The 17,469-nt window shown below is 61.7% G+C and carries 15 protein-coding genes and 1 pseudogene; 10 read left to right on the top strand and 6 right to left on the bottom strand.

Annotated features, from left to right (window positions below; all coding sequences use genetic code 11):
* The first annotated feature begins 1 nt into the window (after nt 1).
* The 9 genes from kdpB (at nt 2) to kdpE (ending at nt 10,571) form a co-directional block, all read left to right on the top strand.
* Nucleotides 2-2,077 (top strand): potassium-transporting ATPase subunit KdpB, encoded by a 2,076-nt coding sequence (kdpB, locus tag IV098_RS10615; protein WP_296888920.1) that lies wholly within the window; start codon nt 2-4, stop codon nt 2,075-2,077.
* Nucleotides 2,078-2,086: 9 nt separating this feature from the next.
* Complete coding sequence (gene kdpC / locus IV098_RS10610; protein ID WP_296888918.1) at nt 2,087-2,665, top strand: potassium-transporting ATPase subunit KdpC; 579 nt, start codon at nt 2,087-2,089, stop codon at nt 2,663-2,665.
* Between the two features lie 11 nt (nt 2,666-2,676).
* Nucleotides 2,677-2,802 carry a hypothetical protein gene (locus IV098_RS10605; RefSeq protein WP_296888916.1) on the top strand — a complete coding sequence of 42 codons (126 nt, stop codon included), beginning with the start codon at nt 2,677-2,679 and terminating at the stop codon, nt 2,800-2,802.
* Entirely contained in the window at nt 2,799-3,590 is a 792-nt protein-coding gene (locus tag IV098_RS10600) for a TorF family putative porin (RefSeq protein ID WP_296888914.1), read from the top strand. The genes IV098_RS10605 and IV098_RS10600 overlap by 4 nt, the downstream gene beginning before the upstream one ends.
* A gap of 432 nt (nt 3,591-4,022) precedes the next feature.
* A complete protein-coding gene (locus IV098_RS10595) occupies nt 4,023-4,571 on the top strand; it encodes a PTS sugar transporter subunit IIA (RefSeq protein WP_296888913.1) in 549 nt (182 codons plus the stop codon).
* Between the two features lie 78 nt (nt 4,572-4,649).
* The gene (locus IV098_RS10590) at nt 4,650-4,991 is read left to right on the top strand and encodes a hypothetical protein (protein WP_296888912.1); all 342 of its coding nucleotides are present in this window, start codon (nt 4,650-4,652) and stop codon (nt 4,989-4,991) included.
* A gap of 264 nt (nt 4,992-5,255) precedes the next feature.
* Nucleotides 5,256-6,929 (top strand): CorA family divalent cation transporter, encoded by a 1,674-nt coding sequence (locus IV098_RS10585; protein WP_296888911.1) that lies wholly within the window; start codon nt 5,256-5,258, stop codon nt 6,927-6,929.
* Between the two features lie 214 nt (nt 6,930-7,143).
* The gene (kdpD, locus tag IV098_RS10580; RefSeq protein WP_296888910.1) at nt 7,144-9,864 is read left to right on the top strand and encodes a two-component system sensor histidine kinase KdpD; all 2,721 of its coding nucleotides are present in this window, start codon (nt 7,144-7,146) and stop codon (nt 9,862-9,864) included.
* Entirely contained in the window at nt 9,864-10,571 is a 708-nt protein-coding gene (kdpE, locus tag IV098_RS10575) for a two-component system response regulator KdpE (RefSeq protein ID WP_296888909.1), read from the top strand. Before kdpD ends, kdpE begins: the two co-directional genes overlap by 1 nt.
* A 316-nt stretch (nt 10,572-10,887) precedes the next feature.
* Here the strand turns inward: kdpE and IV098_RS10570 are convergent, their stop codons facing one another.
* From IV098_RS10570 to IV098_RS10555, 4 genes are all read right to left on the bottom strand, one after another.
* A complete protein-coding gene (locus tag IV098_RS10570; protein WP_296888908.1) occupies nt 10,888-11,241 on the bottom strand; it encodes an STAS domain-containing protein in 354 nt (117 codons plus the stop codon).
* 22 nt (nt 11,242-11,263) lie between these two features.
* Nucleotides 11,264-12,151, bottom strand: coding sequence for an STAS domain-containing protein (locus tag IV098_RS10565; protein ID WP_296888907.1), 888 nt, complete (start codon nt 12,149-12,151; stop codon nt 11,264-11,266).
* Nucleotides 12,135-13,100, bottom strand: a complete 966-nt coding sequence (locus IV098_RS10560) for a SpoIIE family protein phosphatase (RefSeq protein WP_296888906.1) — start codon at nt 13,098-13,100, stop codon at nt 12,135-12,137. Before IV098_RS10560 ends, IV098_RS10565 begins: the two co-directional genes overlap by 17 nt.
* Nucleotides 13,101-13,186: 86 nt before the next feature.
* Entirely contained in the window at nt 13,187-14,149 is a 963-nt protein-coding gene (locus IV098_RS10555) for a GGDEF domain-containing protein (RefSeq protein ID WP_296888905.1), read from the bottom strand.
* Nucleotides 14,150-14,781: 632 nt separating this feature from the next.
* Between IV098_RS10555 and IV098_RS10550 the strand changes: the two are divergent.
* A pseudogene (locus tag IV098_RS10550) lies at nt 14,782-14,940 on the top strand (DNA repair protein RadA); the annotation flags it as partial.
* A 63-nt stretch (nt 14,941-15,003) separates the two neighbouring features.
* Here the strand turns inward: IV098_RS10550 and IV098_RS10545 are convergent.
* On the bottom strand, nt 15,004-15,759 hold the full coding sequence (locus IV098_RS10545; protein ID WP_296888904.1) for a hypothetical protein: 756 nt from the start codon (nt 15,757-15,759) through the stop codon (nt 15,004-15,006).
* Nucleotides 15,760-15,821: 62 nt separating this feature from the next.
* Nucleotides 15,822-17,453 carry a peptide chain release factor 3 gene (locus IV098_RS10540; RefSeq protein ID WP_296888903.1) on the bottom strand — a complete coding sequence of 544 codons (1,632 nt, stop codon included), beginning with the start codon at nt 17,451-17,453 and terminating at the stop codon, nt 15,822-15,824.
* Between the last annotated feature and the right edge of the window lie 16 nt (nt 17,454-17,469).

Here is a 17,469-nt window from a genome sequence, read left to right as displayed (position 1 = left end):
GATGCATAAAACTCAAACGCTGTATGACGCCGCCATCATCAAGGCGGCGGCCTGGGACGCGGTGAAACGCCTGTCGCCCCGCCACCAGGTGAAGAACCCGGTGATGTTCGTGGTCTGGCTGGGCAGCCTGCTCACCAGCGGCCTGTTCATCCAGGCGCTGACTGGAAATGGTGAAGCCCCCACCGGCTTCATCCTCGCCATCACCCTCTGGCTCTGGTTCACCGTGCTGTTTGCCAACTTTGCCGAAGCCGTGGCAGAAGGCCGCGGCAAGGCCCAGGCGGCGGCGCTGAAAGGCATGAAGAAGGCCGTGCTGGCCAAGAAGCTGAAGGAGCCGCGCCACGACGCCATCACGCACGTGGTCAATTCGGAAGACCTGCGCAAGGGCGATTTCGTGCTGGTTACCGCCGGCGAACTCATCCCCGGCGACGGCGAGGTGATCGAAGGCGTGGCCTCGGTCGACGAGTCGGCCATCACCGGCGAGTCGGCGCCAGTGATCCGCGAGGCGGGCGGCGATTTCTCCGCCGTCACCGGCGGCACCCGCGTGCTGTCCGACTGGCTGGTGGTGAAGATCGCCGTCAACCCCGGCGAGACCTTCCTCGACCGCATGATCGCCATGGTGGAAGGTGCCAAGCGCCAGAAGACGCCGAACGAGATCGCGCTGACCATCCTGCTGGTGGCGCTGACCCTGGTGTTCCTGCTCGCCACCGCGACCCTGCTGCCGTTCTCGCTGTTCAGTGTGCAATCGGCTGGCAGCGGGTCGCCGGTCAGCGTCACCGTACTGGTTGCGCTGCTGGTGTGTTTGATCCCCACCACCATCGGTGGTCTGCTGTCCGCCATCGGCGTGGCCGGCATGGGCCGCATGATGGCGAAGAACGTCATAGCCACCTCGGGCCGCGCGGTGGAAGCCGCCGGCGACGTCGACGTGCTGCTGCTCGACAAGACCGGCACCATTACGCTCGGCAACCGCCAGGCCAGCAATTTCCTGCATGCCGCCGGCGTGAGCGAGCGCGATTTGGCCGACGCCGCCCAATTGTCTTCGTTGGCCGACGAAACGCCGGAAGGCCGCAGCATCGTGGTGCTGGCCAAGCAGAAATTCGGTTTGCGCGGCCGCGATGTGCAGGAACTGGGCGCTCATTTCGTCCACTTCACCGCGCAGACCCGCATGAGCGGCGTCGACCTCGACGGCCGCGAAATCCGCAAGGGCGCGGGCGACGCAGTACGCGCCTACGTTGCCGAAAAGGGCGGCCACTTTCCGCCGGAGGTGGAGGGCATTGTCGAGCAGGTCTCCAAGCGCGGCTCCACCCCGCTGGTGGTGGCTGAATTCACCGGTGGCCAAGCCCGCGTGCTGGGCGTGGTCGAGCTGAAGGACATCGTCAAGGGCGGCATCAAGGAACGCTTCGCCGAGATGCGCCGCATGGGCATCAAGACGGTGATGATCACCGGCGACAACCGCCTCACCGCTGCCGCCATTGCGGCCGAGGCCGGGGTCGACGACTTTCTGGCCGAAGCCACACCCGAGGCCAAGCTGAAGCTGATCCGCGAATACCAGGCCGAGGGCCGGCTGGTGGCGATGACCGGCGACGGCACCAACGACGCGCCGGCGCTGGCGCAGGCCGACGTCGCCGTGGCGATGAACACCGGTACCCAGGCCGCGAAGGAAGCCGGCAACATGGTCGACCTCGACTCCAACCCGACCAAGCTGATCGAGGTGGTGGAGACCGGCAAGCAGATGCTGATGACGCGCGGCTCGCTCACCACGTTCTCGATCGCCAACGACGTCGCCAAGTACTTCGCCATCATCCCGGCCGCCTTCGCTACCACCTACCCGGCGCTCGACGCGCTCAACGTCATGGGGTTGGCGACGCCCGCAAGCGCGATCCTGTCGGCGGTGATCTTCAACGCGCTGATCATCGTCGCGCTGATCCCGCTGGCGCTGAAAGGGGTGAAGTACCGTCCGCTCGGCGCCGAGGCCATCCTGCAGCGCAACCTGCTGGTCTATGGCCTGGGCGGCCTCATCGTGCCCTTCATCGGCATCAAGGCCATCGACCTCGTCCTGGTCGCCCTCAACCTGGCATAAGGAGACATCATGCTCAAGGAACTCAAACCCGCGTTGCTCGTACTGGCCCTGATGACCGTGCTGACTGGCGTCGCCTATCCGCTGCTGGTCACCGGTATCGCCCAGGGCCTGTTTCCCGACCAGGCGAACGGCAGCCTGATCGAGCAGGACGGCAAGCTCGTCGGCTCGGCCCTGGTCGGTCAGCCGTTCGCCGATCCGAAGCACTTCTGGTCCCGCCCCTCGGCCACCGGCCCCGTGCCCTACAACGCCGGCGCTTCCAGCGGCTCCAATCTGGGGCCGCTGAACCCGGCCTTGGAAGAGGCGGTCAAGGCCCGCATCGACGCGCTCAAGGCGACCGATCCGACCAACACTGCACCGATCCCGGTGGATCTGGTCACCGCCTCGGGCAGCGGCCTCGATCCCCACATCAGCCCCGCTGCCGCCCGCTGGCAGGCGCCGCGTATCGCCCGCCTGCGCGGCCTCAGCGAAGCCGATGTGGCGAGGCTTATCGACGACCATACCGAAGGCCGCCAGCTCGGCCTGTTGGGTGAACCTCGGGTCAACGTGCTGACACTGAATCTGGCGCTGGACCGTCTGGCCAAGTCCTGAGATCGGTCGCCATGGAATTCCTGAACTTCCTGATGGCGGTCGCCGCCCTGGTCATCCCCCTGCTTTTTGCATGGATTGTTGTAAACCGCTTGGCTAACAAGCACTCCCCGAAACATCAAAGGAAATCAAGTAAATGAAACTGCAGCACACCACCTTCCGCCCCCTGATCCTGTTGGCTGCCATGGCGTCCTTGCCTGCGCTTGCCGAGGACAGCCCGCACACCTTTACCGGCAACGTCAGCATGACCAGCGACTACGTCTTCCGCGGCATCTCGCAAACCGGCGGCGACCCGGCCATCCAGGGTGGCCTTGACTACACCCACAGCAGCGGTTTCTACCTCGGCACCTGGGGCTCCAACGTGGGCTGGATCGAAGACTATCAGAGCTACCAGTCGGGCAATCTGGAACTGGATCTTTACGGTGGTTTCCGTGGCGGGTTCGGCGAGACGGGCATTACCTATGATCTTGGTATTGCCAGCTATTTCTACCCGGGCGAGGCCAACGGTGCGGTTGATGCCGATACCACCGAAATTTACGCAGCCTTGGGCTGGAAGTGGTTCACCGCCAAGTATTACTACAGCATCAGTAACGAGACCTTCGGCTTCGCCAATTCCGACGGTTCCGACTACCTGGATATTTCCGCCAGCCTGCCCGTCGGCGAAACCGGCCTGACGCTGGGTGCGCACTGGGGTACGTTCTCGTTCCAGAACAACGGCGCCCAGGATTACAACGACTGGAAGGTCAGCGCGACCTACGACATGAGCAAGCTGAGCAAGGTGATGTCGGGTGTGACGCTCGGCGTGGCCTATTCCGACACTGACGCGGATGGCGGCGATGGCACGGCTGCCTCGGCACCCTGGACGGATCAAAATGGCCAGGACCTGGGCGATGGCACCGCCATCGTCTGGGTTAGCAAGGCACTCTGAGCACGCCCGGCAAAAGGGGAAACCACTTCCCGCGCGAGAACAGCACCGCTCGCAAATTTTGGCCCGCCGCAAGGCGGGCCTTTTCTTTGTATGCGGAATGGCGCCGCGTGCCCGTCTTGATCAAATCTTGATGTCCGGCTGGCAAGTCTTTACAGAATTAAAAGACCGGCTTGCCTAGCATGCGTGATGTGGAAAGGGCGCGTAAAAACGTGGGCCGCTTCCACATTTGGCAATTGATGGAGAGTACACATGCTGAACATCCGCTGGACCCGAAACCCTGCAGGCCGTCTGCACGCCGTCTGGATTGCGTTTGAATTCGACAAGCCCGCGCGGCCTCAGCACACTGCACCTTCCTTTTTTTCCCTACGCAATCGATTCCACGTGGCTGCTGGACACAGTCTGCGGAAAGCGGCGTAATCCCTGGAGACGAGCATGAATCTGAATCCGCTGGCCGTGGTCAGGCCGAAACTGTTCAACAACACGCGCAAGCCCTGCAAACCCGGCTCGCTTGCCAGTCACCTCTACCCGGAAAACATCTGTCTCGACGTCGCAGTCTCGAACAAGCTTGAGCTGTTCGATGTCATTGGTCGGCATATGGAGCGGGAGCACGGGCTCCCGGGGGAATGGGTGGTCCGGAGTCTCTCGCGTCGCGAGCAGGCCGCTTCCACAGGACTGGGCAAGGGTGTCGCCATTCCCCACGCCCGCGTCAAGGACCTGGAGCGGATGCAGGTTGCCTATCTGCGCCTGCAGTCGCCCATTCCTTTCGATGCCCCGGACGGCAACCCGGTCGTGGACATCCTGGTTCTGTTGGCACCGAGCCAGGCCGATGAGGCGCATCTCAGAATTCTGGCCGACGCCACGCAACTATTCTCCGATCGCCGTTTTCGCCTGCGCCTGCATCGGTGCAGCCATGCGCAGGAGGTCAAGCATCTGTTCGACGCCTGGAGCCAGCCTGCCGGCGCGTTCTTTAGCAATGTTTAACGGTCTGCTGGCCAGTCTTTACGACATCTTGATGCAGCGGCCGCTACGCTTCCACCTATCGCAATGACAGGAGATGACATGAGCATCATTCATCAGGAAGAAGAACCCCCCGCCGGTAACGACAAGGTATGCATCGGCATTGCCCTGGACGGGGAAGACATCCGGGTGGCGGCGCGTGCCGAAGGCCGCGAGATCGCACAGGGCAGTTTTCCGGCCAGTCCCGTGGGTACGGCGGCCCTGCTGTGTTACCTGGCCGACTGGCAGACGCCTTTGCGTCTTGCCGTGGCCACGGCCGGGGCCGCTGCCCTGGGGTTGGCACTGGCCGTGGGCGCGCCGCACGGTCGGGAAGTATTTCTGGTTTCGACGCAGACGGTGCACGCCGCATCCGACCTCGCTCGCTATGCCGAACGTGCCATCTGACAGCAAGAAGAAAATGATGATCCACATTTGCCCGGTTTGCGGGAAGGCGCATGCGGTGAATCAGGCCCGTCACTCGGTGGCGTGGGGGCGCCAGTTGACCTGCTCCTGTGCGTGCGAGTCGGAAAGCCGCCGCCGCATGCGTACGCAACACCTTGCTGCCAGCGCGGTGCGTGCGCCGGGTGCACGATGACAGTACACTGGGGCATGAATGCATTGCCGAATCACATGATCTGATCGCCTGTTTCGAGCACGATGCCATGCCCTATGACTGACCAGCCATCCCTCGAACCAAACGCGCTGCCGCCGGGCCGCCCGCATCTGATACGCCACTTCCGCCAGATCTTGCTGTGGCCCCTGCAGCTTGAATTCCAGGCGCCCGAAGCCGAACAGGCAGAACCCTGGCGCATTCTGGAGCGGGGCGACAGCCCGTGGAGCAGAGGCGAATGCAATATCACCTATGATCCCGATAAAACCCGGGAGCGGCATTACAAGGAATTTGTCAGTTTCCTGCCCTATGTGCAGCGCTTTCTCTATGGGGATAGCCGCGCGCGCGTGGGCGGTAATGACCAGGCGGACAGCAACGCCCCGATGCAGGTGTTCCGGCGCCGCGACATCGCCAATCTGCGCGTAACGCTCAAACCCGGCGACAAGCCCCTGCTGCTCGATGTGGCCCACGTCGATCTGGTCTTTTTCTTTGACGTCGACGTCGCCTTCCTCAAGGTGGAGATCAGCACGAATGATCTGCCCTGGGACACCGCGCTGGAACTGATGCATCGCTTCGGGCGCGCCTATCCCTCGGGCTGGGACGCGAGCGGCCAGGGCGTGCACAACGCCTATCGCTCGGAGTGGCTGGGGGCGGACGGGAAAGTGCTGGCGGCGTCCGATTCGGAAAATCGCGAGAAATTCCTCTGTTTCGTCAACGAGCATCGCGCCCCCTGCCTGGCCTCCCACTGGGCGTATTTGCTGCGTCCCCTGGTGCTGGAGCACGAGGAAGAAGAAGCCGAAGTACGCTATCGCCAGCTCGAATACCATCGCATGCCGATGATGGCCTACCTGGCGCTGGACAACCCGCGCGCGCTGACGCCAGACGATTTCATCCACCTCGGCCTCATCAACGCGTTTCGTCCTAGCGACCCGTTGCCGCGCCGGGATCCGGCAGTGGCTGAATTTGAAAGCCGCTACTGCGACGACCGTTACTGGACCGACACCGACAGCGGTCCCAACACCCGCGCCATCTGCACGGGCAACACCCTGGTGGTGGTTGGCGAGGCGCAGTCGAGCTATTTCCGCAACGAGGTGCACGGGATCCTGGCCCAGTTCCGCCACCAGTTCATGCTGCTGTTTCTGATCGCCCATTTCCACCGCGCCGCGCTGCTGGTTTTCTCCGACCGCATGATGGATGCGATCAGCGAACTGAACATCCGCAGCACGAAGTCGCAAATGCGCTTTCGCAAACACATCCGGGACAGCTTCGAGGCGTTCCTGCGTTTTACCCACCGCTACTGGTTCCACGAGTTGTCCGAGCGTGCCCAGGTGCAGGGACTGTTCCACCGCTGTACCACCTATCTCGGCAACGATGTCAAATACCGCGACGTCAAGGAAGAAATACGCGACATGAGCCAATACCTGGACAGCGATACCCAGCGCCGCCAATCCAATACCGTCGTGCGGCTCACTGTGGTGACCACCTTCGGTCTCATCGGCACGGTGGTCACCGGCTTCCTAGGCATGAACCTGCTCGCCGCAGCCGAAGCGTCGCTCGGACTCAAATTCGTTTACTTCGTCGGTGTCATGCTGGCCGCCTCCGTGCTGACCCTGTACACCGTCGCCAAATCGAAACCGCTGTCGGACTTTCTCGATGCCTTGTCCGATGGGCGGGTCGGATTGGGCGCAGCATTCGCTTTCTTGCGGCGTGTCTGGCACAAGGAGGACGCTTGAGAGGGTGGGTCTGGTCACCGCTCGATCCCTGCATCAGTTGGATGACCTGAGTACACGCGGAGCGTCACGCGCTGCCACCCGCGTACGGGATGGATGGCAGGCCATGTAGCGCACTGTCCTGCTCAATTTTTACGATATTTTGATGCGCTATCCGCTAGGCTGTCGCACTTCGTAACGGCGTACGCCGGACGTGCATTGAAACTACACTGGGACCATGACTGCCAACGACCTGGACAACCGACCCGACCCGGATACCCTGCTTGCCCGCATCGAAGCCGAGGCCGAGCGTGCGAAGAAGGGCAAGCTGAGGATATTCTTCGGCGCCTGCCCCGGCGTGGGCAAGACCTACGCCATGCTGAGTGCAGCGCGCATGCTGCACGAGCAGGGCAGCGAGGTGGTGGTGGGCGTGGTGGAAACGCATGGGCGTTCCGAAACCGCGCGCCTGGTGGAAGGCCTGGAGCTGCTGCCGCCCAAACTGGTGGCCTATCAGGGGCGCGAGCTGCGCGAGTTCGACCTCGACGCGGCGCTGGCGCGCAAACCCGCGCTGATCCTGGTCGACGAACTGGCGCATTCCAACGTCGCCGGTTCGCGCCATCCCAAGCGCTGGCAGGATGTCGAGGAGCTGCTGGCGGCCGGCATCGACGTCTGGACCACGGTGAACGTGCAGCATCTGGAAAGCCTCAACGACATCGTCGGCGGCATCACCGGCATCCAGGTGCGCGAGACCCTGCCGGACCGGGTGTTCGAACAGGCCGACGAAGTCGCTCTGGTGGACCTGCCGCCGGACGAACTGCTGCAACGCATGAAGGAAGGCAAGGTCTACCTTGCCCAACAGGCCGAACGCGCTATCCGCAACTTCTTCCGCAAGGGTAACCTGATCGCGCTGCGCGAACTGGCACTGCGCCGAACCGCCGACCGAGTGGACGCGCAAATGCGCGAATACCGTACCGACCAGGCCATCGAGACGGTGTGGCAGGCCAAGGAGCGCCTGCTGGTGTGCGTCGGCCCGGGCGCCGGCGGCGACCGGCTGGTGCGCTCCGCGGCCCGCCTGGCTGGGGATTTGCACGCCGACTGGATCGCCGTCTACGTCGAGACACCGGCGCTGCAGCGTTTGTCCGATGCCAACCGCGACAAGATCCTCAAAACGCTGGCACTGGCACGTGAGCTGGGCGCCGAGACCGCCACCCTGGCTGGACAAGAGGATGCGCAGACGCTCTTGGCCTATGCCATCAGCCGCAACGCCTCCAAGCTGGTGGTGGGCAAGAGCCTGCGCACCGGGCTGTCGCGGATGCTGCGTGCGCCGCTGTCGGACCGGCTTTCCGCGCTGGCCCGCGACGTGGACGTCTACGTGGTGGCCCACGAGGTGGAGGCAGCACCTGCCGGCGAGGTGGTCGCGATGCCGCTCGAACTGGAGCTGGAACCCGCGCGCGGCTGGAAGGTGCAAGGCTATGCCTGGGCCGGCGGCATCTGCGCCCTCACCACCGTGCTGGCCAAGCTGGTGTTGCCCTGGTTCGATCTGGCCAACCTGATCATGTTCTACCTGGTTGGGGTGATATGGGTGGCCGCGAGCTATGGGCGCGGGCCAGCCATCCTGGGATCGATACTGAGCGTGCTGGCCTTCGACTTCTTCTTCGTGCCGCCGCCGCTGTCCTTCACCGTAGCCGACACCCGCCATCTGCTGACCTTCTTCATCATGCTGGCGGTGGGGCTGACCATCAGCACCCTGGCCGCCAACCTGCGTTACCAGGCGCGCATCGCCACGTATCGGGAACGCCGCACGCGAGCCCTCAACGAACTGGGCAAGGAGCTGGCCGGCGCCTTGATGGCCGAACAGATTGTGGAGACCGCCCGGCACCATCTGGAAAGCCTGTTTCAGGCGAAGGTCTGCATCCTGTTGCCGGATGCAGACGAGACGCTGCGTTCGCCTACCCCTTTGCCCACCCACAAGGACCTGCCGCTGGATCCGGCCATTGCCCAGTGGGTATACGACCACCAGCAGCCTGCCGGGATGGGCACCCAGAGCCTGGCAGGCCACCCCATGTACTATTTGCCGCTGAAGGCACCGATGCGAACGCGGGGCGTGCTGGCCTTGCTACCGAGCCAGAAGCGGCTGCTGTTTCTGCCGGAACAGGCGCGCATGCTGGAAACCCTATCTGGCCAGATCGCGCTGGCGCTGGAACGGGTGCATTTCGTGGAAGTGGCGCAGGACGCCCTGGTGCGGATGGAATCCGAACGCCTGCGAAACGGCCTGCTGTCCGCGCTCTCGCATGACCTGCGCACGCCGCTGACCGTATTGGCCGGCCTGGCCGATTCCCTGCCGCTGGCCGGCCCGCCCTTGCCCGAAGCGCAGGCCGAGATTGCCCAGGCGATCCGCGCCGAGGCGCTGCGCACCAGCATCCTGGTGAGCAACTTGTTAGATATGGCGCGTCTGCAAGAGGGGCAGGTCCAGTTGAAACGGGAATGGCAACCGCTGGAAGAAGTGGTGGGCGCCTCGTTGCAGACCCTGGCCGTACCGCTGGCGCGACACGAGGTGGTGGTCGACTTGCCGGCGGACCTGCCGCTGCTGGAGTTCGACAGCGTGCTGATGGAGCGGGTGTTATGCAACCTGCTGGAGAACGCCGCGAAATACACGCCGCCGGGCAGCCGCATCGAGATCGGCGCCCGCAACGAAGGCGACCGCGTCAGCATCAGTGTGGCCGACAACGGCCCCGGGCTGCCGCCCGGCCGCGAGGACATGCTGTTCGAGAAGTTCACCCGCGGCCAGGACGAATCCGCCGTGGCGGGCGTCGGCCTCGGCCTTGCCATCGTGCGCGCCATCGTCGAGGCGCACAAGGGCACGGTCAGAGGGGAGACGCGCGCGGAAGGCGGCGCCCGCTTCGTCATCAGCCTGCCCGCCGGCGAACCGCCCGTCGTTCCCCCGGAGACCTCGGCTTGATGGAAAACCCGCGCGCCGCTTCACCCACCGTGGTCGTCATCGAGGACGAACCGCAGATCCGCCGCTTCGTCCGCACCGCCCTGGAGGCCGAAGGCTGCCACGTGGTGGAGGCTGCCACGGGAGAACGGGGCTTGATCGAAACCGGCACGCGCAAACCCGATCTGGTCATCCTCGACCTCGGCCTGCCGGACCGCGACGGCGTCGACGTGGTGCGCGATCTGCGCAGCTGGTCCACTGTGCCTGTCCTCATCCTGTCAGCCCGGGTCGACGAGACCGACAAGGTTGCCGCCCTCGATGCTGGAGCGGACGACTACCTGACCAAGCCTTTCGGTGTGGCGGAATTGCTGGCACGTGTGCGCGCCCTGTTGCGCCGCACTCGCCTGGCCGGCGGCGAAGGTCCGCTCGTCACCTTCGGCGAAATCGTGGTGGATTTGGCGCGGCGCCAAGTTACCCGGGACGGAGCCGAGATTCATCTCACCCCCATCGAATACCGGCTGCTTGCGCTGCTGCTCGCCAATGCCGGCCGGGTGCTTACCCACCGGCAATTGCTGCGCGAAGTGTGGGGTCCGAGTCACGCTGAGGATACCCACTACCTGCGCGTCTACATGACTGGACTGCGCCGCAAGCTGGAAGCGAACCCGGCCCAGCCGCGCCACATCCGCACCGAGTCCGGAGTGGGGTATCGATTCGTATGCGATACGGATTAGCTGTGCATTAACCCAGGCCGGTCCGTGCTCGTGGGTATCGTGAATTGGGCCAGCGTTTCTGCGCCAGCGACAGATTCAGCCGCGTGTCCGCCGGATACACCAGATTGCCGTCGACGTCCTTCGCCCGTTTGAGCGTGTTGCCTTGGTGAATTCGGCCAAGTGCGCGGCGTCGGGGCAGAGCACCCAGCGCGCAGTGTAGATGCCGGCGTTCTCGAAGCTGGTGTCGACGCCGTATTGGGTGTGCAGACGAGGGGCGTCGATCAGGAACCTCTGTCCGCGCGGTGCGCAAGCGATAGCCCGAATCAGGGCAGGCGAATCAGGGCAGGTTGCGCGCGCGATTCACGTCCAGCGCGCAACTGAAGGGTGGGTTGTCCTTCATCGTCAGGGCAAGCGCATAGGCTGTCGCGGGCCGCATATTGACCAGCACCATGTCGATGCCCGATATGCGGCACATGGATGCAAGATTCTCCAGCCAGGCGTAATACAGATTGTCGATGACGGGCACGTTCTTGAGATCGTAGAGCAGACGTCGCGCGCGCATCTGCTGCAGCGCTCCCGTCAGGGGAACAAGATAGGCATCCGGTTCTCCGGGATCGAGCGCCTCGGTCGGTTCCAGCAAGACATTGCCATCACCGATCGGCGTCAGATGCATGCCCTGAAGAATGGCCACGAGTCAGCGCTCCGGATAGCGGTTAGCGACGTTGCCCATCTGCGGCAAGGACAGTGATGCCGAGCAGGCAAAAGGCTTCCTTGAGACCCTCCGACAGGGTCGAGCGGGTCGATACCAGCGACAAGTCGATGTTGAGGCTGGTGATTGCGCGTGCGATTTCTGGACGGATGCCTGTCAGGATGGCCTTGGCGCCCATCAGGCCGACTGCGCGGATCATCTGGATCAGGTGATGCGAGACCTGCGAATCGATCGCCTGCACCCCCGTGACGTCGATCACCACAACCTTGGCGCGTTCCTTCTCGATCCGCTCGAGCATGTTTTCCATCACGGACATGGTGCGCGAGGAATCGAGTGTGCCGATGATGGGCAGGGTCAGCACGCCATCCCAGATTTCGGTGATCGGAGTCGAGGTGTGCTTGAGTTCCTCCTGCTGGGCCTGGATGGTGCGTTCCTTCTCGGCGAGGTAGACGTGGAATACATCGAGGATGATGTCGTTGAATACCGAGGCGAGCAGCAGCAGGATGGCGCGCGTCTGCTGAAAATCGAGCGTGCTGTCGACTTCAAGATTATTGAGAAAGACATCCTGCATGAAGTGGATGAAGCGCACGAACTCTTCCATATTGCCGCCGCGGATCTGGATCTGCTGCGAGAAATTGCTGAAGAACTGGCGCAGCGCCTTGTGCTCGCTGCTGCGCCGGTCCACCTTCTCGCCGGCCTGCAGCAACAGGACGAACAGTTCGAGGAATTCGAGGCTGTAGTCGTTGATCTCATCCATGGTGAGCAGATTGCCCTGGCCAAAGATGTTCTGGCCGCGCTGCTCGATGTCCTGCGAGATGGTGGCAACCTTGGTCATCATCTGCTCGATCAGCAGCTGGTTGGTGCTCTTGACTGGTTTAGCGATTCTTGCCATTTTCAACTCCCTTTATTGGTGTTGCCCGTATTACGAAGATAGATTTGTCGTCGTTGTTGCGCGTGACCACGTTGCCGAGCAATAACGCGATGAATTGAGGATGCAGGCGCCACAGCCCGGGGAAGGTGTTCAGATTCCAATTGCGGCGCAAACCGTCCGAGGCGGTGATGAAAAGCGCCTGCTTAGGGAAGGGCAGTTCGACCATCTCGAACGAACGATGCTCGTGCCCAAGCACGCCCGGCGAGAAGTTGAGCACCTTGCGCTCACCGTTGCAGATCAGGAACGCGCTCATGTCGCCGACGCCGCATATGCGCAATATGAGGGCGGTGAAGTCGATCTCGCAGGCCATGGCGACGGCGCCACGCCCACCGCGCAGTCGCTGTGAGAGGGTCTGCAGGGTGCCGTCGAGCGGGGTGACGGAATCCAGAACCTTCTCTGCTCCGACCAGCCCCTCGGCCGCCTCCTTGCCATGTCCCAGCCCATCGGCATGCAGCCATTTGACTGAATCGATCGAAGGCTGCACGCAGATGCAGTCGCCGTTGTACACATCGTCCTGATAGGCGCGCAGGTGATGGCCATACTGGAAGGGGTGCGAAGGGGGTTTGTTTCCCACATAAAAACGTGACCACACGGCCGTGCCGTGCCAGGGCGAATCATGGGACAGTCCCGGCGGCAGGGTGTAGACCTCGTACTCGGCGGACATCCGCTGGATGGTGCCAAGCCCCTTTCCCATGGTGCCCGAAGTCGTATAGCCATCCTTCATGGCGTCGGGCAGATTCGATATGCCGGGGCCGTAATCGAGCGCGAACAGGTCCAGTGCGGAAAATTCGCCGTTGCCGTATTCCCATATCTGCACCAGGCCGTGCCCACCTGCGTACTTCAGCTGGTTGGAGATGATTTCGTTGCACACCAGCTCGATCCGCTCCCGCACGGCATCCTTGAAGCCCATGCGGCGCGAAACTGCGCGCACTTTCGAACGCAACAGCACCTGGCTGCTATCGTCGCTGATGGCCTGGTCGAGTAGAAGTCTGCTAATCATGAGTGTCCCGTTATGCCAGGTGTAATTTCGTCTTCGGTCGCAAACTGCCCGCGGCCGCGCCGCTTCGCCTCGTAGAGGGCGGCATCGGAGCGGGCTGCCAACGTTTCGGTGTTGTCGTCGGCGCGGCATAGCGCGATGCCGATGCTCACCTTGCCGTTCATGCCTTGCAGCACTTTGGCGGCGATCCGCGCAGCAATCTTGAGTTCGCAGAAGGTGATGGCGGCAAACTCGTCGCCGCCGATGCGGCAGAGTATGTCCACATGCTCGCGCACCGAGCCGCGCATGGCATTCGCCATTTTCTTCAGGTATTCGTCGCCGTACTGATGGCCATGCGTGTCGTTGATCTGCTTGAAATAGTCGAGATCGAACATCATCAGGCACATCGATTCATTCTGACGCTGGCTGCGCAGCAGGGATTCGTGCAGACGCTGGTCGTAGGCGCCGCGATTGTAAATTCCGGTGAGCGCATCGGTTTCGGCATGGCGAATCGACGCTTCAAGCTCGTGTTTCCGCTTTTCCAGCACCGATTCCATTTCAGCCATCTGTGCGGCGGCATCGCGCATATAGCGCTCGAGATCCTCGCTGATCTGACGGTTGCGGCACTTCAGCAGTTCGGGGTCGGCCGACTCGCTGGCAAACCGCAGCTGCTCGGCCAGCTTGTCGATCTGGTACGTAGCCGGCGTGACCGGCAGCATGCAGATTCCGAAATGCGCGTCGCCCCAATCCAGGAATATTGCACGATCCTGGATCATTAACTGCACATCGAGGCTTGTGTTCGCCGACAGCCCCGCTGAGCGCAAGGTGTCGAGCATCAACACGACGCGAACCGAGGTTGTGAAGACATCGCCCCCCAGCACGTCGATTGCATCGATCACAAAACGCGCCAGCCGCTGTCGGTCGGGCTCGACGATCAGCGAAAGCGAAAGCAGCGGTCTTGCCGTGGTATCCAGAGGGGCCATGGCACACTAACGGTAAGGTCAGCCTGAAGTTAAATCGGAATAGGGGGAAATTCCCTTATATTTCTGGAAATTGGCACGATTTGTGCGGACAGGGTTCGGAAATACAGCCATGTCCTATGCAAACAAACTGATGGGCTATCCGAAGTTCCACAGCATGCTGTGCTTCACGCTACTGCCCCACTCCCTTGAAGGGTGAGGGCCGGATGAATAGACCTCCCCCTTTGGAAAAGGGGGATTGAGGGGGATTTGACCTGAGGACGTTGCCTGACCACTGCCCGTTGGCCGGGGGTAGCCCGGCAGCTAGTCACTTTCTTTGTCAATGCGACAAAGAAAGTAACCAAAGAAAACGCACCCCGACATCCCCGAAACCCCGGAAACCGAGCCTGCCGGGTGGGCGGCAAAGAACTCGCCCCGCTTTTGTAATGTTGATTAATTTTTGTGAGCGGGGCTCAAACACCTTTGCCGCTGATCCACCCGCCAAACTCAATTTCCGGCGGGGCTGAGAGGGGATGAAGGTCAAAACCAGGACGGCGGTGATGGGACGTTTGCGATTACCATTTGAGCTTCAGACAGCCGTATCGGGAGCCAATTGTCCGACTGTAGCAAGAGTCAAGGCCTGACCCTTTGGCTCCGTGCAGCGCGGCCAGGAACGCCTCAAGGAAGCCGCCAAGCTCGGTTTCACCCAAGCCATCGTCCCGGCCGCCAACCAGCCGAAGCAGAAAATCGCCGGGATGGAGATTCGCCCCGTGCATCGGTTGGATGAGGCTATTCAGCTGTTCAGGCAAGCCTGAACGTACGCGGTTGGTGTTCAGCGACGGAAAAGTCAAAACCGTTGTGCCTTCTCAGGTTCTATTTCAAGGCTTGGTAGCAGCGTGCTGCGCGCTAGAGTCGTTGGTCTTTGATGACAATCTCTGCTGAGTTGCAGAACCCTTCCTTAGCTCAAGCTTCTTTAGATCATCCAAGCGATACGCCACAGTCGAATTTTCTTTAAGTAGAAAAACATATTCGCCAAGGTGGCCTAGGTAAGTGAGATTACCTGTCTCAACTTCTGACTTTATGTCTTTGCCCGAAACAGTATGGAAGTCACTTTTATTAATGATTTCCGATCTGTTCCATACTGCGCTAGATACAGATGCTGCCGGCAAACAACAAATAATCAAAAAAACAAAAACTCTTATGTTCTTGGAAGGGAAATATTGAGCGAACTCATTGAGGCTACCTAGTCTGAATGCGGCGGGAAATATCCCAGCAACAAGACCCATAAAAAGAGGATTGCGTGACGACCAATGATCAAACTCGGCAAGTACTATCATCGCCAAGTTGAGGAATATGACCAAAATAACATGAACCTCCAAGTAACTCTTTTTGGCGTCATTTTGAGTTTCTTCTGGGTAGTTGCTTGGCCATAAGAGCTCCCCGATGAACACCGGAAATAGCATGAATGATGAGAGCATTAAAAACGGGATGCCATACGCAACAGCTTCACTGATCGATATGAACTCGAAAGGTTGGATTCCAAATGGCTTCCAGAAGTAATACAGGCTTAAGAAAGCGCACATAAACGAATACGGCACCACAATTCCTACTGCATTCTTTATTTGTGCATTCATGACGTCACCTTTACAGAGAAAAAGGGCGCAGACCCACTGCCTCGGGCGAGCCTCTTGGAGGCCTAGCCCATTACCTGCCCATGCTCCCGCGTATCGTGGAACGCCACCTTGGGCCAGCGTTCCTGTGCCAGCGACAAATTCACCCGCGTATCGGCCAGATACACCAGGTTGCCGTCGACGTCCTTCGCCAGCTTCAGCGAATTGGCCTTGGTGAATTCGGCCAGATGCGCGGCGTCGGGGCAGGTCACCCAGCGCGCGGTGTAGATGCCGGCGTTCTCGAAGCTGGCGTCGACGCCGTATTCGGTGCGCAGGCGATGGGCGACGACTTCGAACTGCAGCTGGCCGACGGCGCCAATCAGCAGCGTGTTGTCGACGAAGGGTTCGAACACCTGCACCGCGCCTTCTTCGCCCAGTTCCAGCAAGCCCTTGTTCAACTGCTTGGCGCGCAACGGATCGCGCAGGCGCGGGCGGCTGAACAGTTCGGGGGCGAAGTAGGGGATGCCTTTGTATTGCAGCGCTTCGCCCTCGGTGAGGGTGTCGCCGATATGCAGCTGGCCGTGGTTGTGGATGCCGATGATGTCGCCCGCCACCGCGTCTTCCATGCGGGTGCGCTCGTTGGCCATGAAGACCACGGCGTTGGCGATTTTCATGTCCTTGCCGGTGCGGCGGTGGCGCACTTTCATGTTGGGGCTATAGCGGCCCGAGCAGACGCGGAAGAAGGCGATGCGGTCGCGGTGCTGCGGGTCCATGTTGGCCTGGATCTTGAACACGAAGCCGGTGAATTTGGGTTCGGCGGGGTCGACCACGCGCTCGACCGCCTCGCGCGGCTGCGGCGGCGGCGCCCAGTCGGCCAGCGCGCGCAGCACTTCGCGCACGCCGAAGTTATTGATCCCGGAGCCGAAAAACACCGGTGACTGTTTGCCTTTCAAAAAGGCATCCAGCTCGAAGCCGACGCCGGCGCCGCGCACCAGTTCGATTTCCGACAGCAGGGTGTCGGCTTCGAGCGGGAAGCGTTCACGCAAAGCCTCATCGCCCAGGCCCTGCAGCGATTCAAACGCCTGGCCGGCGTTTTCCTCGCCCGCCTTGAAGCGCAGGATTTCGTCGTTGATCAGGTGGTACACGCCATGAAAGCGCTTGCCCATGCCGATCGGCCAGGTCACCGGGGCGCACTGTATTTTCAGGATCGATTCGATCTCGTCCAGCAGTTCCAGCGGGTCGCGTACCTCGCGGTCCATTTTGTTGATGAAGGTGATGATAGGCGTATCGCGCAGGCGGCAGACTTCCAGCAGCTTGATGGTCTGTTCTTCCACGCCCTTGGCGGCATCGACCACCATGATCGCGGCGTCCACCGCGGTCAGCACGCGGTAGGTGTCTTCGGAAAAATCCTTGTGGCCCGGGGTGTCGAGCAGGTTGAACACGCAGTCGCCGTGCGTGAACTGCATCACCGAGCTGGCGACCGAAATGCCGCGTTCGCGTTCCACTTCCATCCAGTCCGAGGTGGCGAACTTGCCGCTTTTCTTGGCCTTGACGGTGCCCGCCATCTGGATCGCACCGCCGAACAGCAGCAGCTTTTCGGTCAGCGTGGTTTTACCGGCGTCGGGGTGGGAGATGATCGCGAAGGTGCGGCGTTTTTTGACGTCGCGCGCCAAAGGCGAATCGCCGGTTGTAGCCGGTGTAGTGACTAAGGATTCCATCGGGGGGGTCAAGCGG

This window comes from Thiobacillus sp. (genome assembly GCF_018780105.1).
Lineage (GTDB): Bacteria > Pseudomonadota > Gammaproteobacteria > Burkholderiales > Thiobacillaceae > Thiobacillus.
This window is presented reverse-complemented; position numbering and strand designations above follow the sequence as displayed.

Coding starts and splice junctions, on each gene's coding strand:
- kdpB (WP_296888920.1), top strand. CDS start 2: ATGCATAAAACTCAAACGCTGTATGACGCCGCCATCATCAAGGCGGCG.
- kdpC (WP_296888918.1), top strand. CDS start 2,087: ATGCTCAAGGAACTCAAACCCGCGTTGCTCGTACTGGCCCTGATGACC.
- IV098_RS10605 (WP_296888916.1), top strand. CDS start 2,677: ATGGAATTCCTGAACTTCCTGATGGCGGTCGCCGCCCTGGTCATCCCC.
- IV098_RS10600 (WP_296888914.1), top strand. CDS start 2,799: ATGAAACTGCAGCACACCACCTTCCGCCCCCTGATCCTGTTGGCTGCC.
- IV098_RS10595 (WP_296888913.1), top strand. CDS start 4,023: ATGAATCTGAATCCGCTGGCCGTGGTCAGGCCGAAACTGTTCAACAAC.
- IV098_RS10590 (WP_296888912.1), top strand. CDS start 4,650: ATGAGCATCATTCATCAGGAAGAAGAACCCCCCGCCGGTAACGACAAG.
- IV098_RS10585 (WP_296888911.1), top strand. CDS start 5,256: ATGACTGACCAGCCATCCCTCGAACCAAACGCGCTGCCGCCGGGCCGC.
- kdpD (WP_296888910.1), top strand. CDS start 7,144: ATGACTGCCAACGACCTGGACAACCGACCCGACCCGGATACCCTGCTT.
- kdpE (WP_296888909.1), top strand. CDS start 9,864: ATGGAAAACCCGCGCGCCGCTTCACCCACCGTGGTCGTCATCGAGGAC.
- IV098_RS10565 (WP_296888907.1), bottom strand. CDS start 12,151: ATGGCAAGAATCGCTAAACCAGTCAAGAGCACCAACCAGCTGCTGATC.
- IV098_RS10560 (WP_296888906.1), bottom strand. CDS start 13,100: ATGGGCTTCAAGGATGCCGTGCGGGAGCGGATCGAGCTGGTGTGCAAC.
- IV098_RS10555 (WP_296888905.1), bottom strand. CDS start 14,149: ATGGCCCCTCTGGATACCACGGCAAGACCGCTGCTTTCGCTTTCGCTG.
- IV098_RS10545 (WP_296888904.1), bottom strand. CDS start 15,759: ATGAATGCACAAATAAAGAATGCAGTAGGAATTGTGGTGCCGTATTCG.
- IV098_RS10540 (WP_296888903.1), bottom strand. CDS start 17,453: ATGGAATCCTTAGTCACTACACCGGCTACAACCGGCGATTCGCCTTTG.